Annotated in this window: 17 protein-coding genes; 8 read left to right on the top strand and 9 right to left on the bottom strand. The window is 73.0% G+C overall.

Features of this window, described 5'->3' with window-relative positions; all coding sequences use genetic code 11:
* Positions 1-268 precede the first annotated feature (268 nt).
* The 5 genes from V2J52_RS03925 to V2J52_RS03905 all read left to right on the top strand — a co-directional run bounded on the left by V2J52_RS03925 (position 269) and on the right by V2J52_RS03905 (position 7046).
* Complete coding sequence (locus V2J52_RS03925) at positions 269-1252, top strand: hypothetical protein (protein WP_331226345.1); 984 nt, start codon at positions 269-271, stop codon at positions 1250-1252.
* A gap of 136 nt (positions 1253-1388) precedes the next feature.
* Complete coding sequence (locus V2J52_RS03920) at positions 1389-2510, top strand: universal stress protein (RefSeq protein ID WP_331226344.1); 1122 nt, start codon at positions 1389-1391, stop codon at positions 2508-2510.
* Positions 2511-2517: 7 nt separating this feature from the next.
* Entirely contained in the window at positions 2518-3423 is a 906-nt protein-coding gene (locus V2J52_RS03915) for a DegV family protein (RefSeq protein WP_331226343.1), read from the top strand.
* Between the two features lie 102 nt (positions 3424-3525).
* Positions 3526-4479 (top strand): ComEA family DNA-binding protein, encoded by a 954-nt coding sequence (locus V2J52_RS03910; protein WP_331226342.1) that lies wholly within the window; start codon positions 3526-3528, stop codon positions 4477-4479.
* On the top strand, positions 4476-7046 hold the full coding sequence (locus V2J52_RS03905; protein WP_331226341.1) for a ComEC/Rec2 family competence protein: 2571 nt from the start codon (positions 4476-4478) through the stop codon (positions 7044-7046). Before V2J52_RS03910 ends, V2J52_RS03905 begins: the two co-directional genes overlap by 4 nt.
* A gap of 186 nt (positions 7047-7232) precedes the next feature.
* Here V2J52_RS03905 and V2J52_RS03900 read toward each other — a convergent pair whose 3' ends face one another.
* From V2J52_RS03900 to V2J52_RS03870, 7 genes are all read right to left on the bottom strand, one after another.
* Positions 7233-7763: an NUDIX domain-containing protein gene (locus V2J52_RS03900; RefSeq protein ID WP_331226340.1), complete on the bottom strand. Its 531-nt coding sequence runs from the start codon at positions 7761-7763 to the stop codon at positions 7233-7235.
* A complete protein-coding gene (gene holA, locus V2J52_RS03895) occupies positions 7760-8758 on the bottom strand; it encodes a DNA polymerase III subunit delta (RefSeq protein WP_331226339.1) in 999 nt (332 codons plus the stop codon). Before holA ends, V2J52_RS03900 begins: the two co-directional genes overlap by 4 nt.
* Positions 8759-8844: 86 nt before the next feature.
* Positions 8845-10107 carry a TRAP transporter large permease gene (locus tag V2J52_RS03890; protein WP_331226338.1) on the bottom strand — a complete coding sequence of 421 codons (1263 nt, stop codon included), beginning with the start codon at positions 10105-10107 and terminating at the stop codon, positions 8845-8847.
* Between the two features lie 2 nt (positions 10108-10109).
* Positions 10110-10664: a TRAP transporter small permease gene (locus V2J52_RS03885; protein ID WP_331226337.1), complete on the bottom strand. Its 555-nt coding sequence runs from the start codon at positions 10662-10664 to the stop codon at positions 10110-10112.
* Positions 10665-10754: 90 nt separating this feature from the next.
* On the bottom strand, positions 10755-11798 hold the full coding sequence (locus V2J52_RS03880) for a DctP family TRAP transporter solute-binding subunit (protein WP_331226336.1): 1044 nt from the start codon (positions 11796-11798) through the stop codon (positions 10755-10757).
* 68 nt (positions 11799-11866) lie between these two features.
* Positions 11867-13624 (bottom strand): thiamine pyrophosphate-binding protein, encoded by a 1758-nt coding sequence (locus V2J52_RS03875; RefSeq protein ID WP_331226335.1) that lies wholly within the window; start codon positions 13622-13624, stop codon positions 11867-11869.
* An 8-nt stretch (positions 13625-13632) separates the two neighbouring features.
* A complete protein-coding gene (locus V2J52_RS03870; protein WP_331226334.1) occupies positions 13633-15135 on the bottom strand; it encodes an aldehyde dehydrogenase family protein in 1503 nt (500 codons plus the stop codon).
* 113 nt (positions 15136-15248) lie between these two features.
* Between V2J52_RS03870 and V2J52_RS03865 the strand changes: the two genes are divergently transcribed.
* Genes V2J52_RS03865 through V2J52_RS03855 form a run of 3 tightly spaced genes read left to right on the top strand, consistent with a single transcriptional unit; the run spans position 15249 to position 18114 of the window.
* Positions 15249-16070 (top strand): IclR family transcriptional regulator, encoded by an 822-nt coding sequence (locus tag V2J52_RS03865; protein WP_331226333.1) that lies wholly within the window; start codon positions 15249-15251, stop codon positions 16068-16070.
* A 47-nt stretch (positions 16071-16117) separates the two neighbouring features.
* Positions 16118-17299, top strand: a complete 1182-nt coding sequence (locus V2J52_RS03860; protein WP_331226332.1) for a CaiB/BaiF CoA transferase family protein — start codon at positions 16118-16120, stop codon at positions 17297-17299.
* Entirely contained in the window at positions 17296-18114 is an 819-nt protein-coding gene (locus V2J52_RS03855; protein ID WP_331226331.1) for a citryl-CoA lyase, read from the top strand. Before V2J52_RS03860 ends, V2J52_RS03855 begins: the two co-directional genes overlap by 4 nt.
* Before the next feature lie 137 nt (positions 18115-18251).
* On the opposite strand, the gene V2J52_RS03850 is transcribed toward V2J52_RS03855, so the two are convergent.
* Together V2J52_RS03850 and V2J52_RS03845 are read right to left on the bottom strand one after the other, a co-directional pair.
* The gene (locus V2J52_RS03850) at positions 18252-19226 is read right to left on the bottom strand and encodes a right-handed parallel beta-helix repeat-containing protein (protein ID WP_331226330.1); all 975 of its coding nucleotides are present in this window, start codon (positions 19224-19226) and stop codon (positions 18252-18254) included.
* Positions 19227-19290: 64 nt separating this feature from the next.
* On the bottom strand, positions 19291-21444 hold the full coding sequence (locus tag V2J52_RS03845) for an outer membrane protein assembly factor BamB family protein (RefSeq protein ID WP_331226329.1): 2154 nt from the start codon (positions 21442-21444) through the stop codon (positions 19291-19293).
* Between the last annotated feature and the right edge of the window lie 2 nt (positions 21445-21446).

Raw genomic sequence — 21446 nt, 5'->3', positions numbered from 1 at the left:
AGCACGAAGGAAGAACGACGATGCGCACCATCCTCACCCCCCGGCGGTCCTTCGACCTGGCCAGCGGTGCGATGTGTTGCGGCATGTGTCGTCCGGGTATGTCCCGCTGAGGACAACCCCCAGCGATGCCCCAGCACAGCCCGTGCTGACGCATCACCCCTGACCAGAGCCCCCGATCGTCGGCGAGTGAGACGCCGCCCTCGGGACGGCCGGTCAGTCTTCCTTGACGCGCTCACTGCGCGCTGCTGACTGATGGATGTGCCCTGCCATGACTGTGTCCTACCTGCCTACCCGAACCACCGAGACCACCACCAGCCCCGCGACGATCGCGCTGGACCTGTCCGCCCTCGGTGCTCCCAGCGCCGATCCGGACTTCGCCTCCGGCCTGCCCGCCGAGCACGCCAACCTCGTGCGGCTCGCCGCCTATGCCCGCGCCGCCCACCAGGGTGGGGTGTCCTTCGTCAGCCTGGGGGACGGCTTCCGGCTGCGGTCCGACGCCGCCCCGCGGGCCAACTCCTGGCTCGACCCGATCGTGGCGGCCCGCCGGATCAGCCCGAGCGCCGGCGGCACCGGGCTCGTCCCCACCGTCCAGCTCGGTCGGGCGGACTCCGCGGTGGCGGCCGAGCTGTCCCAGTTCAACCGCAAGACCGGCGCCTGGGCCGGCCTGGAGGTCACTGGCCGTCGGGGTGCGGCGACCGCCGATGCTGCCGGCATCCCGTCGCTCGGTGACCACCTCGAGCACCTCGTCCGCTCTGCGAGCCGGGGCCGTCGAGGCGGCTCGGCATCCGCGGACCTGCCGACGGTCGTCGTGCCGCTGGCCGACGAGAGCGACCTCGACGTCGCCGGGGAGTTCGCCGACGTGGTCCGCCTGCGCGAGACCGACCTCGCGTGGGCCCGTGAGCTGCGCTACGCGGTGCGCTCCGCGGCCCGGGCGGCGGGCCGCCCACCGGTCAAGGTGCTCGTCGACCTGCGCGCGGTCATCTCGGCCGACTACCAGGCCGCGCGGGTGCGTGCCGACCTGCTGACCGACATCGCCGGCGGGGACCATGGCTGGGCCGGCGCCCTCGAGGCCGTCGGCACGGTCGGCGACGTCGTCACCACGATCGAGAAGTGGCTCGAGGCCGGTGCCGCCGACGGTTTCGTCGTGCTGCCCGGCTCGGTGCCGGCGGACGTCGCCGGTCTGCTGCGCGGGGTCATCCCGGCGCTGCGGTCCCGAGGTCTGCTGGAGGTCGAGGCGCAGCGCGTGAGCTGAGCGGCGGACGGCGCGGCGGGCCCCTGAGCCGATCCACCCTCCGGTCGGGCCCGCCGCGCCGCCCCACTCCGTGGGAGGATCGACGTGGTACCGGTGTTCTTCAGGGCTTGGACACGCGATCGATTGGGGTCAGCAAATGGTCAACGAGCAGTTCCCGGCGGGTAGCGTCCTTGTGGGGACCGATGGTTCCGCCGCGGCCGATGTTGCCGTCGACTGGGCCGCAGCCGAGGCGACACGCCGTAGCACCGGGTTGCACATCCTGTACGCCTTCCCCTGGCTGACGCGGGCGCGTGCCTGGGAGTTCGAGCCGCCGCCGGAGATCACCGAGAACGGCAACCGGGTGGTGGCTGCTGCCAAGAAGCGGGTCGAGGAGAACCACCCCGGGCTCGCCGTGTCCACCGAGGTCCGCATCGAGGACCCGGCGATGGCACTGGTGACGTCGTCCGAGTCAGCGGTGGTGACCGTCGTCGGCGCCCAGGGGATGGGCGCCGGCAGCGACAGCTTCCTCGGCTCGGTCTCGCAGAAGGCCGCCGCGCACGCTCGCTCCGCCGTCGTCGTCGTCCGGGCGGACGCCGATCTCGACCCGGACCGGCCGGTCGTCGTCGGGATGGACCCCAACGAGGGTGCCCCCGAGGCCATGGAGTACGCCTTCGAGGAGGCGGCACGTCGCGGTCAGCGGCTCGTCGTCGTCCAGGGCTCGCAGGACGACGCCGCGTTCCCCGACTTCCCCGACGCCGTCATCTCCGGCCACTACGATGCCGGCGCGAGCGAGGCCGCGAAGCTCACCAGCGACCGCCTCACCGCCTGGCACAAGCAGTTCCCGGACGTCCCCGTCGAGCTGCGCCTGGTGCGGGAGCGGCCGGTCAAGGCACTGGTGCGCGCCGGCGACGAGTCGTCGGTCGTCGTCGTCGGCAGCCGTGGCCGTGGCGGGCTCGTCGGTCTCGTGCTCGGCTCGGTGAGCCGCGGCGTGCTCAACGGTGCGCCGGTGGTGGCGGTCGTCCGCTCCCGCCACGAGCTGGACGTCGAGAGGGCCGCCCAGCGCAAGCTGGAGAAGACCGAGGCGACCGAGGCACGCAAGGTGGGCAAGGTGCAGGCCGCGGCCGCCGCCAAGGTCGGGCGCGCCGAGTCCTCCGCGGCCCGCCGGATCGCCCGGGCCGCCTCCGCGGTGTCCGCGGCGTCGGCGCCGTCCGCGGTGGAGCTGGCTGACCTGCCGCCGGTCGCGTCCCCGGACCGACCCGAGGACAGGCAGACGCCGTAGGCCGCGGATGACCAGGGTCGCGATCGTCACCGACTCCACCGCGTCGCTGCCGCCGGAGCTGCTCGGTGACGGCGACGGCGTCACGGTGGTCCCGCTGCACGTCGTCGTCGACGGTGAGGACCACCACGACGACGGCGTGAGCATCACCCGCGGCGACCTGGCGGAGCGGATGCGCGACGGCGCGCGGGTGACCACCTCGCAGCCGGCCTCGCGCGAGCTGGCGAGGGCGATGCGCGACGCCGTCGAGCGTGGTGCGCAGGCTGTCGTGGCGGTGCACCTGTCGGGCGAGCTGTCGGGGACCGCGGCGCAGTCACGGGTCGCGGCCGCCGAGGTGACCGCGGCGACCGGGGTGCCGGTGCACGTCGTCGACACCCGGACCACCGCCGGCGGGCTCGGCCTCGCGGTGGTCGCGGCGGCCGAGGCGGCGGCCGGCGGTGACGTGCACCGGGTGCTGGCGGTCGCCCGGGAGGTCGGTGCGCGCAGCCGCGTGCTGTTCATGGTGCCCGACCTGCAGCACCTTGCCCACGGCGGACGGATGAGCGCCGCCAGGGCCTCGATCGGCGCGGCGCTGGGCGTGCGCCCCATCCTCACGATGGTCTCGGGGCGGATCGTCGTCGCCGAGCTGGTCCGCGGCGCGGTCCGCGCGCGACGCCAGCTCGTGGAGCTCGCTGCCCGCGCCGCGGGCGGGCCGGGCGCTGCCGTGCCGCGCGGGGACGGCGCACCGGTGCGGCTCGTCGTCCACCACTTCGACGCGCAGGACGCCGCTGCCGAGCTGGCGACCGCGCTGCGGGAGCGGCTGCAGGAGACCGGCGCGATGATCGACCGGTTGGTCATCGGCGAGGTGACGGCTGTCGTCGGCGCCCACACCGGGCCCGGCGTCGTGGGCGTCGCCCTCGCTCCGCTGCCGCGCTGAGCGAGCAGCACGCCTGACCCACAGGCCGGGCCGGCGTGGGCGCCGTGCGCAGGTCCGCCGGCGCGGGGACGCTGCCGGTCGCACTCTTCCTAGAGTCGCGGGATGGCCACCCGGGCGCGTCGGCGCGACACCGACTCCGCCGAGCGGCTGCGGGCACTCACCCGCCGCGCCTACCTCGCGACCGGTGGGCACCTCGAGCTCGAGGACGAGCCCCCGATCTCGGTCCGAACGGCACGGCGGGCGGAGTTCGACGAGATCATCCGTGGTCAAGATGGCGGGTACCCCGCGGCGAGAGCTGCCAGCCGGCCGGCCGAGAGGCCGCCGGAGCGGGTGCGGTGGCGGGTGTCGGTGAGGGCGGCGGTGGCGGCGGTCATCGTGCTCGGTGCACTCACCGGCGTGGTCGTCGTCCGGTCGCTGGTGCAGGTCGACCCGCCGACGGTACCGCTGCCCGTGGCAGCCACGCCGGTGCTCGAGCCCGCTGCGGGTGCCCCGTCGGACGCGGCTGCACCGCCGGACGCGGCAGGGCCGGCCGACGTCCCGGCCGGTACCGCCGGTGAGAGCGGGCAGCAGCCGGCCACCGCGCCGGATGATCCGCCGGCCACGGAGGTGGTCGTCCATGTCGCCGGGGCGGTCGCCGAGCCCGGCATCGTGACGGTCGCTTCGGGAGCCCGCGTCGCGGACGTCGTCGAGCGCGCCGGCGGTCCCACCGCGGACGCAGAGCTCGGCGGGATCAACCTCGCCCGGGTGGTCACCGACGGCGAGCAGGTGTTCGTGCCCGAGGTGGGGCAGGGCGTCCCCGGGGCGGAGGCAGGGGCGCCGGCCGGCACGCCGGACGCCAGTGGTGCCACCGGGAGCGACGGCGCCGCCGCGGTCGACCTCAACCAGGCGGACCAGGCCGCGCTGGAGACGCTGCCCGGCGTCGGTCCCGCTATCGCGCAGCGGATCCTCGACTGGCGGGCGACCAACGGCAGGTTCCACTCGGTCGACGAGCTGGACGAGGTGCCGGGCATCGGGCCGGCGACGATGGAGCGGCTGCGGCCTCGGGTGACGGTGTGAGCCCGCCGTCGGCCCTCGACGTGCGGATCGTGCCCGCCGCGGTCGGTTGCTGGGCGGTGGCGTTCGGCATGGTCGGCGCGTCACCGACCGTCGGGGTCGTCAGCGGTGTGGCCGTTGCAGCGGGTGGTGGCGGCTGGTGGCTGGCGTACCGGCTGCGACGACAGCGTGCCCGGTACCGGGCGCCACCGGCGGGCCGGGCCGGCGCACCGGCTGGCCGGGCGGGGGCGGCTGCGGCCCTCGCGCTGGCCGCGATGGTCCTCGTCGCGCTGGCGACCGCCGCACACGTCCACGTGAGGAGTACCGGGCTACTGGCCGAGCTGGCGCCGCGGGGCGCGGTGGTCACCGTGGTCGGGACGGTCGTCGGTGACCCGCGGCCGGTCGCCACCGACCCTTCGGCAACCTGGGGCGGGGACGAGCGGGCCGGCCCTGGCGCCGACCGCTTTCGTACCCGGGTCCGCGTCGAGCAGGTCGAGGGGCGGGGCCGGCTGGGCAATGTCCGCACCCCGGTGCTGGTCCTGGGTCCCGCGGCCTGGAGCGCGGCGGCGATGGGGGAGGAGGTCCGTGCCTCCGGGCGGCTGGTGGCGGTCGAGCCGGGGGACGACGTCGCCGCGTTGCTCGTCGTCGGCGAGCCACCGGTGGTCACCGCGGCGGCGCCGGCCCACCAGCGCCTCGCCACCGCGATGCGGCGAGGTCTGCTCGAGGCGGTCGCCGATGCGTCACCGCAGGCCCGCGGGCTGGTCCCGGGCATCGCGGTGGGTGACGACACCGCGATGCCGGCCGAGCTCGATGCCGCCATGAAGACGGTCTCCCTCACCCACATCACCGCCGTCTCGGGTGCTCACGTGGCGATCATCCTCGGCGTGGTCCTCGGTGCCCTCACGTGGACGCCGCGATGGTTGCGAGCGACCGTCGGGGGCGTCGTCCTGGTGGCGTTCGTCGTGCTCGTGCGGCCGGAGGCGAGCGTGCTGCGATCGGCCACGATGGGGGCGGTCGCGCTCGGGGCGCTGCTCGTCGGTCGACCGGCCCGGGCGCTGCCGGCGCTGGGCGGCGCGGTGGTCGTCCTGCTGGTTGTCGATCCGTGGCTGGCCCGGTCCTACGGCTTCGTGCTGTCGGTGCTCGCCACCGGTGGCCTCGTGGTGCTCGCCGGCCCGTGGGCGGCGAGGCTGTCGCAGTACCTGCCGGGCACTCTCGCCCACGTCGTCGCGGTGCCGGCAGCGGCCCAGGTGTGCTGCGCGCCGGTGATCATCCTGCTCGAGCCGGCGATCGCGACGTACGCGGTGCCCGCCAACGTACTCGCCGCACCGGCGGTGCCGCCCGCGACCGTGCTCGGCGTGCTGGCCACGGTGTGCGCGCCGTGGTGGCCGGGCGCCGCCGCGGCGCTCGTGGTCCCCGCGACGTGGGCGACAGCCTGGATCGCGGGGGTGGCCACCGTGACAGCAGGAATGCCGGGGGCCCGGCTGGGGTGGCTCGGTGGCGCGGGCGGTGCGCTCCTGCTCGCCGCCCTCACCGTGGTGGTGCTGGTCGCGCTGTCGCGCCCTCGGGGCTGGTGGTTGCTACCCGCTGTGGCAGTCGTCGCGATAGCAGTAGTGCCCGGGCCGCGGGCCGCGGTGGGCGGCTGGCTCGGCCTCGGCCCGCCCGACGACTGGGTCGCCGCGCAGTGCGACGTGGGCCAGGGCAGCGCCTTTCTGCTACGCACCGGCCCGCACCGCGCCGTCATGCTCGACGTCGGACCACCCGGACCGGCGGCCGGTCGCTGCCTGGACGAGCTGCGGGTCCGCGAGCTGGACCTGCTCGTGCTCTCCCACCTGCACGCCGACCACGTCGGCGGTCTCGACGCCGTGCTCGCCGGCCGCCACGTGCACCGTGCTCTGCTCAGCCCGCACGACGCCCCGACCGCGGCCGAGCGCCGCGTGGTCGAGACACTGGCGGCGGCCGGCGTCGCGCTCGAGCGCCCGGTGGCTGGTGCGGCGGGCACGACCGGCCCGGCGCCGTCGGCGGCCGACGACGCCCGGCACCTGGCCGGCTCGGCGCCGGATCCGTCGCACTCGGCAGTGCCGCTGCCACCGGCTGGTCCGCTGCCGGCCGACCAGCCGCACCCGGCCGACGGGCTGGTGGCTGCGGACTGGTTCGTGCTCTGGCCCACCGATCGCGCCGTGGCGGTCGCCGCGCCCGGGGACGACGCGGCGGCCAACGACCTCTCGCTGGCTCTCCTCGTCCAGGTGGGGGACCTCGTGGTGCTCGCGCCCGGCGACGTGGAGCCGGCGGGGCAGCGGGGCCTGCTGCGCTCCTGGGCGGAGCAGCAGGCGCGGTCGCCGACGCCGGACGTCGTGCTCGTGCCGCACCACGGCTCGGCGGCCCACCTGCCCGATCTCGCACCGGCCTTCGCGCCGCGCCTCGCCGTTGTCAGCGTGGGCGCGGACAACGACTTCGGCCACCCTGCGGCCCCGACGCTCGCCGCCTACCGCGACGTCGGCGCGCTCGTGCTGCGCACCGACGAGTGCGGCCTCATCACCCTCCACCGCCACTCGACCGGAGTGGCGGTGGCAGCGGGCTGTGATCCCGGCTGAGGGTGCGGGCGTCGCGCAGAGCCGCCGCCGCGAGGGGGCGTGGACAATCCTGCTGTCGCGAGCGGGTGGCTGGGGTGGGCGTTGACAATCCAGCTGTCGCGAGCGGGCGGCTGGGGTGGGCGTGGACAATCCCGCTGTCGGCGGGGGAGGGGTGTGGACAATCCCGCTGTCGGCGGCGGAGGGGGATCAGGCTGGCGGTGGGGCGGTGGTCAGCAGTGCACCGGGGAGGCCGATGCTCGTGATGGCCGGCAGGTCACCGGACCGCATGCCGTCGAGCACCGCCCGCTCGTGGGGGACCACCGGCGCGTCGAGGGAGTCGAGGTCCGCCAGCGACACCCAGCGCAGGTCGGCGGCCTTGGTCTCCACCGGGCGCGGCTGCCCGCGCCAGTGGCGTGCCGTGAAGAAGAAGTCCACCCGCTCATCGATCCACTCGCCGGTGCCCTGGCTGCGGTGCATCGTCGTCAGCGGGCGCAGGTCCGACGGCCGGACCTCGATGCCGAGCTCCTCACGGGCCTCGCGCACCGCGGCGGCGTGGACCGACTCGCCGGCCTCGACGTGCCCGGCGGCGCCGGCCGCCCAGTAGCCGTCCATGAACCCGGTCTGCTGCCGGCGCTGCAGCAGCACCTCGGGCGTCTCGGCCGCAGCTGTGTCGTCGTGCGGCTCACGCAGCAACAGGACGTAGGCGGCGGGGACGACGCGGTACCGCTCGGCGGTCACCGCCGGCCCCGGCTGGCCGCGATCCGCAGCACGGCGCGCTCGATGGCGAACTCCGGGTCACGGCTGAGGCCCTTGACCTCGGCGTCCGCGGCGGCGACGGCGCTGATGGCGCGGGCCAGGCCCTCCGGGCTCCAGCCGGCGAGCTCGCGGCGTGCGTTGTCGACCTGCCACGGGGCCAGCCCGAGCCCGCCGGCGCCGCCCCGGCCGGACATCGCCTCGACCTTGGCCATCGTGCGCAGCTTCATCGCGAGGACCGCGACGATCGGCACCGGGTTGAGGCCGGTCTCCAGGGCGTGACGGAGCAGCGAGACCGCCAGCGCGGCGTTCCCGCCGATTGCGGCGTCGGCCACCCGGAAGCCGGTCGCCTCCACCCGGCCGCCGTGGTACCGCTCGACGACGTCGACGGTCACCGGGCCGGTGGTGTCGGCGACCAGCTGGCTGCAGGCCGCGCCGAGCTCGCGCAGGTCGGAGCCGACCGCCTGGACCAGCGCCTGCACCGCGGCGGTGTCGATCGGTCGCTTGGCCCGGCGGAACTCGGCGGCGACGAAGTCGGACTTGTCGCTGTCCCGCTTGAGCGGCTCGCAGCTGACGACGGGGTGCCCGGCCTTGACGACGGCGTCGAGCAGCTTCTTGCCGCGGACCCCGCCGCCGTGCTGGAGCACCAGCGTGACGTCGTCGGGGACCGATGCCAGGTAGGCGATGCCGTCGGTGATGAGGGCGTCGGTGCAGCTCTCGACGCCGTTGATGACGACGCAGCGCGACTCGTCGAACAGCGACGGGCTGGCCAGCATCGTCAGCTGGCCCGGTTCGTAGCCGGCGGCCTCGATCCTGGTGACCTCGGTGCCGGGATCGGCGGCGACGGCGAGCTCGACGACCCGGGAGACGGCACGGTCGGCGAGTAGTCCTTCGGCGCCGCGCACGAGCACGACCGGCGCCAGCGGCGCCTGGTCCCAGCTGAGTCCGGAGGTGGCGGGGCGACGGGTCCTGGGTGGCACCCGCCCAGCCTGCCACGAGCCGGTCGATCGGTGCGTGATCGTCCCGGCCCGTCTGGGGACGGACCGGGACGACGGCGGCGGGCTGGTTAGATGCCGGGCGCCCAGATGAGGGCGGGGAAGAGCACGATCAGCGACACCACGAGGATCAGCGGGACCATGAACGGCAGGAAGGAACGGAAGACCTCCCGTGGCGGGATCCCGGTGACCGAGCTGAGGACGAAGCCCACCGGCCCGACGGGCGGGGTCAGCAGGCCGATCATCAGCGTCATCACCGTGATGACACCGAAGTGGATCGGATCCACACCGAAGCTCACGGCTACCGGCAGCAGGATGGGGACGCTGAGGACGAGCGCGGAGGTCGGTTCCATGATGGCGCCGAGGACGATGAGCAGTGCCACGGTGAGGAAGAGGAAGCTCGTGGGGCCGTTGGTGAGGCCGGTCATCCACTCCGCGATGCTGGCGGGCACCTGCTCGCGGGCGAGGATCCAGCCGAGCAGCGAGGCGGAGCCGATGATGAGCATGATCGCGGCAGACGTCGCGGCGGCGTTGCCCACGACCTTGCCCAGCGTGCTCAGCCGCAGCGACCGGAAGGTGAAGCCCAGCACGAGCATGTAGACACAGCCCACCGCGGCGGCCTCGGTCGGGGTGAAGAAGCCACCGAGGATCCCGCCGATGACGATGACGGGGGTGAGGAGCGGTGCGATGGCGCGCCGGCCGGTGCGGCGGATCTCCGCCCAGCGCAGCGGGTAGGTCTTGAGGAAGTTCTGCCGCCGGCTCCAGATGTAGACGTAGATGACCAGCCCGAGCGCGACGAGGAAGGCGGGGATCACCGAGGCGGCGAACAGGGCACCGGTGGAGACCGCCGCGACCGACGCGTACACCACCGCGGGGATGCTCGGCGGCATCACCGGCGAGATGAGGCTGGCGGCGCCGGTGAGGCCGACCGAGAAGCGGTCGGGGTAGCCGCGCTTGCGCATCTCGGGCACCTGCACCGAGCCGAGGCCGGCCGCGTCGGCCAGCGCCGAACCGCTCATCCACGAGAAGCCCACGCTGGTGCCGATGTTGACGTAGGCGAGGCCACCCTTGATGGGGCCGAGGAGCGCCATCGCGAAGTCGAAGAGGCGTTCGGCGATGCCGGCGTGGTTGGCGATGACGCCGAGCAGGACGAACAGCGGGATGGCCAGCATGGGCCAGCTGTTGATGCCGTTGATCGCGGTGCGCAGCCCGAGCTCGACCGACTGGCCGGTGAGGATGAGGTAGGCCACCGAGGGACCGAGGATCGCGAAGGCGACCGGGAGCCGGAGCATGAGCAGCAGCAGGATCGCGACGGCGAGGATGATCATGGCCATGGTCAGAGCACCGCCTCAGGAGCCGGTGCGATGCCCTCGACGTCGAAGGCCGAGCCCTGACCGAAGATCGCCTTGCCGATCGCCATGATCGTCGTGAACAGCAGGCCGAGGACGGGCACCGCGTAGATGACCGTCAGCGGGATGCCGGAGGCCGGTGCGGAACCGAGGAACGGTGCGTTGAGCAGGCCCCAGCCGGCCCAGGTGAGCCCGGCGCACGTCGCCGCGATGAGGATGTCGGTCAGCCGGGTCATCCACCGCTCTCCCCGCGGGGTCAGCCACTGCTCGATGACGTCGACCCGGAGGTGGCCGCCTACTCGCAGCAGGTGAGGGGCGAGGATGAAGGTCGACCAGACCATCGCGAACTTCGCGATCTCCCCGGACCATGCCCAGCTGCCACCGGTGGTGACACGCTGGACGACCTGGACGCTGACGAGGACGAGGATGAGGGCCACGCAGAGCGCACCCACGACCTGGCCGAACCGGTCCATGGCCAGCGCCAGATAGGTGCCGGCCGGTCTGCGGTGCGGTCGTTCGTCAGGTGCTTCGATCTCGGACATGCCGGTGGAACCTCCACTGCGCTGTGAGGTGGGTGGGGAAGGGGCAGGCCGAGGCCCGCGGCGGCGGTGACCGCCACGGGCCTCGCGCGGTCAGGCGGTCTCGCGGACCGCGGTGTACAGCTCGAGCGCGTCGCCGTCGAGCTCCTCGAGGAAGAACGACTCCGCCCGATCACGGAACGCGTCGATGTCCGGCTCGATGATCTCCATCGTGCCGCTGCCGCCCCACTCCTCGACGTACTCGTTCTCCTGCGCCTCGATGCAGTCACGGTTGGGGTCGCGGGCGTCCTTGATCGCCGTCTCCAGGACCTCCTGCTGCTCCGGGGAGAGCGACTGCCAGGCGTCCTCGTTCATGACGATCATGTGGATGCCCGTCATGTGGCCGGTGAGGTTGAGGTGCGACTGCACCTCCGGCAGGTTGAGCGACGCGATCGTCGGGATCGGGTTCTCCTGCCCGTCGACGACACCCTGCTGCAGCGAGATGTACACCTCCTCGAAGGCGACGGAGGTCGGGGAGGCGCCGAGTGCCTCGGCGTTCTGCAGGAACTGCGGGGTGTCCGGGAACCGCATCCGCAGCCCCTCGAAGTCGGCCGGCGTCTCGAGCGGGGTGTTCGAGGTGAAGTGCCGCATCCCGAAGTACCAGGGCTCGATGGTGCGCACCCCGGTGCCCGCGAGCATGTCCTCACGCAGCTGCTCGCCCGCCGGGGACTCGAAGAACGTGAAGAGGTGGTCGGGGCCCTCGATGGCGTACGCGGCGTCGAGGACGCCGATCGCCGGGTAGGTCGCCGAGATCTCCGACGGCCCCTGGATGTCGATGTCGATGTCACCGGAGACCACCGAGGCGAACCGCTCCGCGTGGCCGCCCAGCGAGCTGTCGGGGAAAATCTCGATCTCCAGGCCGACGTCGGCCGCCGCGACCTGCTCCTGGATGGGCTCCACCCCGCACACCTGGTGCGGGTGGTTGGTGGCGTAGCTGTGCGCGAAAGACAGGGTGACCGTCTCCTCGTTGCCGCCGTCGTCACCACCGGTCGTGCCGGCGCCGGCGTCCGGCTCGTCGGCGCCGCCGCACGCGGCTGCGGTGAGGGCGATGACGCTGAGCGCGACCGCACCTCGGCGGTACGCGGATGTTCTGGACATGGTCTGCACTCCTGTTCGGAAAGGGTCGGTGGGAGACGGGCGTCGGTGCCCGTGCCCGGCGAACGTGGTCAGTCGAACTGACCGCGGTAGATGTCCTTGATGTTCCAGTGCCCGGGGGTGGGAACGGGCTCGTTGACCATCGGCACGTCGATGATGGCCGGCCGGCGGGCGGCGACGGCCGCGGCGAGGTGACGTCGCAGGTCGCCAGGTTCGGTGACGCGGTAGCCGTCGAGGCCGCAGGCGATGCCCAGGGCCGCGAAGTCCGGCGAGAAGGGGTCGCCCTCCCGGTCGACGAAGTCGCAGCCGTAGCTGCGGCCGTAGCTCGACGCCTGCAGGTCGGAGATGGTGCCGTGCGAGGCGTTGTTCATGACGACGAAGATCACCGGCAGGCCGCGTTCGGCGGCTGTCGGCAGGGCGGCCAGCTGGGCGGTCATCCCGCCGTCGCCGATGAGCGCGACGACCGGCCGGTCCGGTGAGGCGACCTGCACGCCGAGCGCGGCCGCCGGCCCGAAGCCCATGGTCGACGACCCGCCCGGCGTGATGAACCGGCCGGCCCCGGGCAGCTCGTAGCACTGCGCGATGCCGTTCTTGTTCCAGCCCACGTCGGTGACGAGGACGGTGTCGGCCGGTACCGAGGCGTGCAGGTCGGCGAGGATCCGCTGCGGGCGCAGCGGCAGCTGGTCGTCGGTCGCCGCGTCCTGGACGGTGGCGAACACCCGGCGCCGGCTGTCGGCGATCTGCCGGCGCAGCTCGGGACGGTCCCGGCCGGTCGGCTCGGTCTCCTGCAGCCGGCGGGCGACGGCGTCGAGCGTGCGGGTGGCGTCGGCGACCACACCGAGGGCGACCGGGTAGTTGCGGCCGATCTCGGCAGGGTCGATGTCGACCTGGATGAGGTGTGTCGGCGGCATCGACCACGTCGAGCGGCCGTCCCACGAGCTCGCGTCGGTCTCGGCGAACCGCGTCCCGACGGCGAGCACGACGTCCGCGCCGAGCGTGATCTCGTTGGTCAGCTCCGCGCCCCAGAAGCCGGGCATCCCGGCGACCAGCGGGTGGGAGTCGGGCACCGCGCCCTTGGCCATGAGGGAGTGGACGATCGGGATGTCGAGGTGCTCGGCGAGCGCGGTCACCGCGGCACGGCCGGCCGGGTGGTTGACCCCGCCGCCGATGTAGAGGACCGGCGCCTTCGCGGCGCGCAGCTCCTCGGCGATGGCGTCGATGACCTCAGGAGCCGCTGCCGGGAGCACCGGTCCGGCGGCGAGCGGCGTGACCGGGGTAGCCAGCTGTCGGGAGAACATGTCCATCGGCACGTTGAGCAGCGTGGCTCCCGGGCGGCCGGTCGTCGCCGTCCAGAACGCCCGCTCGGCGAACCGGCCGAGGTCCTCTGGCCGGTCCACCGTCCATGCCCGCTTGACGAAGGGTCGGTAGATCGCGGTCTGGTCGCCGTCGTTGTGGAGATTGACCTCCTGGTGCGGGTGGCGGCCGCGGTAGTAGGACGGGATGTCCCCGGAGATGCAGACGAGGGGAACGGAGTCCATCGCGGCGCTCGCGACGCCGGTGACCGCGTTCATCATGCCGGGGCCCACGTGGGTGAGGACCACCCCGACCTTGCCCGACTCGCGGGCGTACCCGTCGGCCGCGTGCGCCGCCGTCTGCTCGTGACGGAAGGTGATGAACTCGATGCTGCTGTCAGCGAGCGCGTCGAGGAAGGCGATGTTGGTGTGCCCGCAGAGCCCGAAGATGTACTCCACGCCGTAGGACTCCAGCTGGCGGGCGAGCAGGTGCGCGCCGGTGGTCGTCGCCACCGCCGCCGGGGTCGTGGGTGTCATGGTCGGTGTCATCGGTCCTCCCGGACGTTCGTTGGGCTCCACAGGCTGATGCCACGCAGATGCAGGGTCGACGTCGTCGAGAAGTCGTCGATCATGAAGGCGGGGGACTCCCGCCCGATGCCGGAGTCCTTCACCCCGCCGAACGGGATGTGGTCGAGGCGGTGGTTGGAGGGTCCGTTGACGACGAGCGCGCCGACCTCGAGCCGGCGCCACAGGTCGAAGATGGTCCCGACGTCGTTGGTGAACAGCCCGGCCTGCAGGCCGTACCGGCTCTCGTTGCAGGCGGTGACGACGCTGTCGAGGTCGTCGTAGGGCAGCACGACGACGGCGGGGCCGAAGATCTCCTCCTGGACCACCCGCGCGGCGGGCGCCGGGCCGAGCACGACGGCCGGTGTCACGGTGGCGTGCGTGCGCACCCCGCCGGCCGCGATGCGGCCGCCGTGGCCGAGTGACTCCTCGAGCCAGTCGACCACCCGCACGGCCGCGTCGTCGTCGACCATCGAGCCGACGTCGGTGGCCTCGTCGAGCGGGTCGCCGACGACGAGCCTCTTCACCTGCGCCACGAACGCCTCCTCGAACTCCGCGAGGCGGGACCGGTGGACGTACACCCGCTGCACCGAGACGCAGCTCTGGCCCGAGTTGCTGTAGCCGGTGCGGGCGCAGGCGGCCGCCGCGGCGGCGACGTCGGCGTCGGCGTGCACGATGGTGGCGGCGTTGCCGCCGAGCTCGAGGACGGTGCGCTTGGGGCCGGCGGCCCGGGCCACCGCGGCGCCGGCGGCGGCCGACCCGGTGAAGGCGACCGCGTTCACCTCGGGTGCCGCGCACAGGTGGGCACCGATGTCCGCGCCGCCGTGCAGCAGCTGGACGGCGCCCGCCGGCAGGCCCGCGTCGAGCAGGGTCTCCACCACCGCGGAGGTGGCGGCCGGTGCCTGCGGCGGGGACTTGATGACGGTGGTGTTGCCGGCGCCGAAGGAGGCCGCGACCTTGTGGGCGAGGAGGTTCGCCGGTGCGTTGAAGGGGGTGATGGCCAGCACGACGCCGACCGGCGTGGTCCGGGTGAGCACGGTGGTGCCCCGGCCGAGCGGCCAGCCCTCGGCCGGCAGCACGGCACCGCCGAGGCGGCGCGTCTCTGCCGCGGCGATCCGGAAGGTCGCCGCCACCCGCAGCGCCTCGCCACGCCCGTCGCGCACCGGCTTGCCGAGCTCGAGGGCGAGCCGGCGCGCGAGGTCGTCGCTGCGCTCGTCGGTGAGGTCGGCGGCCCGCTCGAGGATGTCCGCCCGGTCGGACGGCGGCAGGGTGGCGACCGTGGCCCGGTGGGCAGCGGCGGACCGCAGTGCGGTCTGTGCGAGGCCGATGTCGGCCACCGCGGCCCGGCTGACGGTCTCCCGGCGGTAGGGGCCCAGGCGCTCGCTCACCTCGCCGGTCTGCCGCCACTCGCCGTCGACGAAGGACGCCACCTCATAGGGAGATGGCGTGTCGACGCCTGTTGTCACTGGTACGGCTTCCGCCATTGGATAACCTCACAAACCACTAGACGGCCCTGGTGGACCATTGGGTGGACCAGTGTTAACGTAATCCGAACCAGCCGGATACGCAAGGGGCGGAGTCACCGATGTCGGACAACATGGCGCGAAAGCCAGGCGCTCGAGGCAAGCAGGACGCCGACGGGCAGCAGGGCGACCAGACGGTACGGAGCGTGTCGCGCGCGCTCGACATCATGGCGCTGTTCACCGACGGTGCGAACCAGTCACGCACCATCGGGGAGATCGTCGAGGCCACCGGCCTGGCGAAGACCACCGTGATCCGGTTGCTCGCCACGCTGGAGAGCTACGGCCTGCTGGCGACGACGTCGCGCGGCCTGGTGCCGGGCCCGGGCCTGTGGCGCTGGGGGTTCACCATCCACCAGGCGTGGGAGCTGCCAGAGCCGGCGCGACGCGTCATGCGCGAGCTGGCGGCGGAGCACGAAGAGACCGTCAACCTCTACATCCGCCGTGGCGACACCCGGATCTGCGTCGCGCAGGAGGAGAGCCCGCTGCCGCTGCGTCACGTCGTGCGGATCGGCGACCGGCTGCCGCTGTCGATGGGCGCCTCGTCCAAGGCGTTGCTGGCGACCACCGACGACGACGTCATCCGTCGGCTGTTCGACGGCCCGGCCGGTACCGATGACCCGGCCGGGGACGCGGCGGTGGAGGAGTTCGTCCGCGACGTCCGCCGGTGCGCCGTCGACGGCTTCGCCCAGAGTCACGGCGAGCGGGAGGCCGGCCTCTCAGCGGTGGCCGTCCCGGTGATGCCGACGCCGGGCACGGTGACCGCGGCGCTGTCCTTCAGCGGGCCGACCACGCGCTTCCCGGCCGACCACGTCCCTCGCCTCGCGGCACGGCTCACCGAGGCGGCGGCGACCTTCGCCTCGCTCGGCTTCGACCACCCGTTGCGCACCACCGAGTAGCGCCACCTCTCGTCTTACCCCTCTAGTAGATCCCGGAGAGCTCGCACATGGCACTGCCGCTGGAAGGTATTCGTGTCCTCGATCTGACCAACGTGCTCGCAGGGCCCTACTGCACCTATCACCTGGCACTGTTCGGTGCCGAGGTCATCAAGGTGGAGCAGCCGGGGCGGGGCGACCTCGCCCGCCAGCTGGGACCCGACGCCGCGCTCAACGCCGAGCTCGTGGGGACGTCCTACCTCGCCCAGAACTCCGGCAAGAAGTCGGTGGAGATCAACCTCAAGGACCCCGACGGCAAGGCCGCCTTCCTCGAGATGGTCCGCGAGGCCGACGTCGTCGTGGAGAACTTCCGGCCGGGGGTGATGGCTCGCCTCGGCCTCGACGCCGAGCAGCTGCAGCTCGTCACCCCGGGCCTGGTCTACTGCGCGATCTCGGGCTTCGGCCAGACCGGGCCGTTGAGCCAGCGCCCGGCGTACGACCAGATCATCCAGGGGCTGTCGGGGATGATGAGCATCACCGGCACCCCTGACACCGCACCGCTGCGCGTCGGCTTCCCGGTCGCGGACTCGGTCGGTGGGCTGATGGCGGCGCTCGCCGTCTGCGCCACGCTCGTCGGCCGCCAGCGCGGCGGCGCCGGAGCGGTCATCGACGTCTCGATGCTCGAGGCCACCATCTCCGCGATGGGCTGGGCGGTGAGCAACTACCTCGGTGGCGGCGTCGAGCCGCGCCCGATGGGCAACGACAACTTCACCGCGGCCCCGTCGGGGACCTTCACCGCGCAGGACGGCTCGCTGAACATCTCCGCCAACCGCCAGGCGCAGTTCGAGGCGCTGTGCGAGGTCGTCGGCCGTGAGGACCTCGTCGGCGACCCCCGGTTCGCCACCCGAGAGGCACGCAAGGTGCACCGGGAGGACCTGTCGGTCGAGCTCAACCGCGTGCTGGCGACCCGCACCGCGGAAGAGTGGGAGGACCGTTTTGCCGCGCGCGGAGTCCCCGCGGCGCGCATCCTCACCGTGCCGCAAGCCCTCGAGCTGCCCCAGCTGGTCCAGCGAGGCTTCGTCAACGACCTCGAGTTCCCGGGCAAGCCGGACCGCACGCTCACCGTCATCGGCAACGGCGTCCAGGTCGACGGGCAGAGCCTGCGGCCCCGGGCGCGGCCACCGCTCCTTGGCGAGCACAACCACCTGGCGGACCGCCGGATGGTCGACCCGACTCCCGGAGGAGTGGCATGAGCACCAGCGCGCAGATCGACCCGACGGGTGCGGTCGCGCACTGGTGGGCCACCTCGGTCAGCGAGATCGGCCCGGGCACCATCGAGCTGCGCGGCCACCCGATCCAGGAGCTCCTCGCGGAACGATCGTTCACCGAAGTGATGTGGCTCCTGGTCATCGGCACCGAGCCGTCACCGCAGCGGCTCCGGCTGCTGGAGGCGGCGCTCGTCGCCGCCGTCGACCACGGCCCGCAGGCCCCGTCGATCGCGTCGGCGAGGATGGCGGCGACCTGTGGGGTGGGGCTGAACAACGCCATCGCCAACGGCATCAACGTGCTCGGGGACGTGCACGGCGGCGCCGGTCAGCAGTGCGTGCAGCTGCTCAACGAGATCGTGGCGGCGCAGGGCGACGCGGCTTCCCCGGACGCCGCCGCCGCTGAGGTCATGGCGCAGTGGCGCCAGCGCTCGCGGTACCTGCCGGGCTTCGGCCACCGGTTCCACCCGGTGGACCCCCGACGTGCGCCGATCCTCGAGCTGCTGGACGTCGCCCGGGCCGCCGGGACGATCGACGGCCGGCACCTCGACGCCGCACTCACCGTCGAACGCCTGCTCAACGAGGGCCGCTCACGGCCGATCCCGATCAACGTCGACGGCGTCACTGCCATCATCTATGCCGAGCTCGGCATTGCGCCGGAGCTGGCCCGCGGCCTGTTCGTGCTCGGCCGCTCGGTCGGCATCCTCGCCCACGCCTGGGAGGAGACCCAGGGCGGACGGCGGATCAAGGGACCCGTCCCGCGCGAGATCCTGCCGGCCTACCTCCGGCCCGACGAGGGCTGAGCCCCACCGCCGCGACGCAGACGGTCGCGGCGAGGGGTGCTCCGGTGACCAGCAGCACCGCCGGGCCGCGCCCCAGACGCAAAGACGGGAGTGCCCCGGTGATCGCGATGATCACCGGGGCACTCCCATCGACGGGGTCAGAGACCGGCAGGTCCGGCCAGCTCCGCCAGCTGCTCTGCCTGGCCGAGCCGCTCCTCGCGCAGCGCGTCGACGGCGTCGCGGGCTGCGTCTGCCTGGGCGCCGGCCCGGGCGTCGAGCTGCATGCGCATGGCGCGCTGCTGGGTCTGCTCGGCGAACTGCCCCTGCAGCTCACCGCGGACCCGGTTGTCGCTCGCGGTCACCGTGGTGTTGCCGGCGCCGCCGAGGTCGCCGCGGACGATGTTGTCCGTCACCTGCACGGCACCGGTCGTGTCGGACACCGTGACGTTCCCGCCCCAGACGCTCGAGCCCTGCTGGCAGACGCCGAGGGAGCCGCCGGCGCCGAGCTGGACACCGTAGTCGTTGCTGCTGAACGACGCGTGACCGTCGACCTCGCTGCCGCAGACCATCGCGCCGTACTCGTTGCCGGCAACGGTGAGTGCGCCGCCGATCACCGAGTCGAGGACGTCGGCGTAGTACGCCTCGTTGACGTCGACGAAGCGGTCGACCGTCGAGCTCTCGAGGAGGAACGAGCCACCGCCCACCGCGACCCGGCCGGTGAAGGACGACCCGTGGGACGAAAGGAAGGTGTCCGGGTTGACGGCCGCCGTCGCCGTGTAGGCATTGAGCGCGGTGCCGTCGAGGTACACCCCGTAGGCGCCCCGGTTGATGACGTTGCCCGCCACCGCAGAGCCGGTGAGGTCGAGGTAGCCGTCGGCCTGGACGTTGACGTTGCCGGTGACCGTGATGCCGTCGGCGACGAGGTCGGCGCCCGCGGCGACCCGGACGTTGCCATCGATCGTGGTGCCGGTGAGTGAGCACGCCTTGCCGGCCGGCACCACGAGGTCACCGGGCACGGTGACCGCGCCGGCCTCCCCGACGCACTGGGTGGTGAGCGCGGCCTGTGCCGGGCCCATCGCACCGACGCTGACGAGCAGCAGCGTGCCGAGCAGGACACTTGTCAATTTCTTCATGACTTCTCCAAAGGTTGGGTAGAGGGACGGGACGGCTGCCCGCTGGCACGGCACGCGAGGTCCATCAGTAGACCTCGACCTTGCCGGTGGGACGCCCGCTGTGGGAGTCGTTGTAGAAGAACTCCCCGCGGTCGGTGAAGGTGTACTCGAACGACTCACCGGGGGCCAGCTGCGGGTTGAACAGGCCCTCGAAGAACTGCGTCGCGGAGTGGACGTGGACGTTGTCGGCCGGGTTGACGAAGGTGACCGTCGTGCCGACCGGCACCCGGAGGTGGGTGGGTGCCATGCCGGCGACGGCGGTGGACTCCTCCGAGCCGATGATCCCGGTGTTGGCGTTGTACGTCCGGGCGAGGGTGACCGTGTTGTTCACGTCCGCCCCCTCGACCGGCCCGCCGGACACCGGACGGCGCACCACCGGCGGCGGCGGGGCCGGCAGCGCCGGGACGGAGCCACCGATCTTGAACGCCCAGAGGTTGTCGCCCCGGGGCGCGCTGTTGCCGTACGGGATGCTGGTACCGCCGGCGTAGACGGCGAGGTACTGCTCGCCGTCGACCTCGTACATCACCGGGCTGGCGCTGATCGCGGCGCCGGTCTGGAACCGCCAGATCTCCCGCCCGGACCGGGCGTCCAGGCACAGCAGGTTCCCGTCGGGCATGCCGATGAAGGCAAGGTCCGCGGCGGTGGTGAGGATGCCGTTGCCGTGGGCGAGGGAGTAGGGCAGGCGCTGCTTCCACGCCACCTCGTTGGTGCTGACGTCCACGGCGACGACCCCACCGGTCTGGTACTCGCCCGGCGGGCGCAGCCCGTTGCTGCTCTCGGTGAGCGAGTGTGCGGCGGCCACGTAGCCGTACCCGGTGTAGATCATCCCGGTGCTGTGGCTGAACGACTGCGCGGACCAGTCCGCGCCGCCACCGTGCCCCGGGATCGACAGGATCGGCACGTCCCAGTGCGGTGTGTACAGCGAGGCGACGACGTAGTTCGGCACGGCGCGCGCCGGGTGGCCGGGCACCTCGGTGCCCAGCGGCTGCTCCACCGGCCGGGTCTCGGTCCAGGCGCCCTGGCGCGGGTAGGGCTGGGTGGGCCAGGTCTTCTGCCGAGGCTCCTGGGGCACCGGCAGCTCGTCGATGCCCAGCGGGGCGGAGCCGTCGGTGCGGTCGAGGATGTAGTACATCCCCGTCTTGCTGCCGTAGATGACCAGCTGGCGTTCCTCGCCGTCGATCTCGACGTCGGCGAGCACCGGGTTCATCGAGTTGTCCATGTCCCAGATGTCATGGTGCACCGACTGGAAGTGCCAGATGTAGGCGCCGGTGCGCAGGTCGGTGGCGACGATGGAGTTGGCGAAGAGGTTCATCCCCTCGCGCCCCGAGCCGTCCTGCGAGGAGGGGTTGCCCCGGGCGTTGCCGAAGGTCCAGTAGACCATCCCAAGGTCCGGGTCGACGGCGGGGTGCAGCCAGGGTGTCGCCCCACCGTCCATCCACGAGTCCCCGGCCCAGGTGCCGAACTGTGCGTCACCGGGACCGGGGGCTCCCCAGAACGCCCAGATGACGTCGCCGTTCGAGGCGTCGACGCACAGGCCGGCCGCTCGGCCGGAGTTGTGGGTGCCGAGCAGCAGCTTGCCGTCGTGGTAGGTGACGGCCACCTTCTCCATGCTGCCGTAGCCGGTGATCTGGCGTTCCCAGACCACCTCGCCGGTCTTCTGGTCGAGCGCGATGACCCAGCTGCCCTTGCCGTGGGTGAAGACCAGGCCCTGCCCGACAGCGACGCCGCGGCGGGTGAGCGTGCCGCGGGTCTGGGTGTAGGTCCACAGCGTCTCGCCGGTCCGGCCGTCGACCGCGTGGACGTTGCCCAGGGCCGACTCGATGAAGATGACGCCGTCGACGACGACCAGCCCGCTCTGGCTGCTGCCGGACTTCAGGCCACCCTCGATGTGGTTGAGCCACGCCCCGCCGAGCCGGCGCACGTTGCCCCGGTGGATCCCGTCGAGCGCCGTGTAGTTCTGGTTGCCGAGGTTGCCCCCGATCGTCGGGAAGTTCGCGTCGGCGGGGACGGTGGCGTGGACCAGCTGGACCGGCTCGGTGCCGGTCGCCAGCCCACCGGCGGTCCGTGGCCGCGGCGGCGCGGCGGTCGCGGCCATCGGCGTGCTGGCCGCGAGGACCGCTCCCAGCCCGGCCGCGGTCATCCCCTTGACGAGACTTCTGCGTGAAATTGCGTTATCCATTT

Source organism: Georgenia sunbinii (assembly GCF_036421875.1).
GTDB lineage: Bacteria > Actinomycetota > Actinomycetes > Actinomycetales > Actinomycetaceae > Georgenia_B > Georgenia_B sunbinii.
The sequence above is the reverse complement of the archived record's forward strand: the minus strand, read 5'-3'. Positions and strand labels throughout refer to the sequence as shown.

Excerpts from the sequence above, each read along its gene's own strand:
- V2J52_RS03925 (WP_331226345.1), top strand. The coding sequence starts at position 269 with ATGACTGTGTCCTACCTGCCTACCCGAACCACCGAGACCACCACCAGC.
- V2J52_RS03920 (WP_331226344.1), top strand. The coding sequence starts at position 1,389 with ATGGTCAACGAGCAGTTCCCGGCGGGTAGCGTCCTTGTGGGGACCGAT.
- V2J52_RS03915 (WP_331226343.1), top strand. The coding sequence starts at position 2,518 with ATGACCAGGGTCGCGATCGTCACCGACTCCACCGCGTCGCTGCCGCCG.
- V2J52_RS03910 (WP_331226342.1), top strand. The coding sequence starts at position 3,526 with ATGGCCACCCGGGCGCGTCGGCGCGACACCGACTCCGCCGAGCGGCTG.
- V2J52_RS03890 (WP_331226338.1), bottom strand. The coding sequence starts at position 10,107 with ATGGCCATGATCATCCTCGCCGTCGCGATCCTGCTGCTGCTCATGCTC.
- V2J52_RS03885 (WP_331226337.1), bottom strand. The coding sequence starts at position 10,664 with ATGTCCGAGATCGAAGCACCTGACGAACGACCGCACCGCAGACCGGCC.
- V2J52_RS03880 (WP_331226336.1), bottom strand. The coding sequence starts at position 11,798 with ATGTCCAGAACATCCGCGTACCGCCGAGGTGCGGTCGCGCTCAGCGTC.
- V2J52_RS03875 (WP_331226335.1), bottom strand. The coding sequence starts at position 13,624 with ATGACACCCACGACCCCGGCGGCGGTGGCGACGACCACCGGCGCGCAC.
- V2J52_RS03870 (WP_331226334.1), bottom strand. The coding sequence starts at position 15,135 with ATGGCGGAAGCCGTACCAGTGACAACAGGCGTCGACACGCCATCTCCC.
- V2J52_RS03865 (WP_331226333.1), top strand. The coding sequence starts at position 15,249 with ATGGCGCGAAAGCCAGGCGCTCGAGGCAAGCAGGACGCCGACGGGCAG.
- V2J52_RS03860 (WP_331226332.1), top strand. The coding sequence starts at position 16,118 with ATGGCACTGCCGCTGGAAGGTATTCGTGTCCTCGATCTGACCAACGTG.
- V2J52_RS03855 (WP_331226331.1), top strand. The coding sequence starts at position 17,296 with ATGAGCACCAGCGCGCAGATCGACCCGACGGGTGCGGTCGCGCACTGG.
- V2J52_RS03850 (WP_331226330.1), bottom strand. The coding sequence starts at position 19,226 with ATGAAGAAATTGACAAGTGTCCTGCTCGGCACGCTGCTGCTCGTCAGC.
- V2J52_RS03845 (WP_331226329.1), bottom strand. The coding sequence starts at position 21,444 with ATGGATAACGCAATTTCACGCAGAAGTCTCGTCAAGGGGATGACCGCG.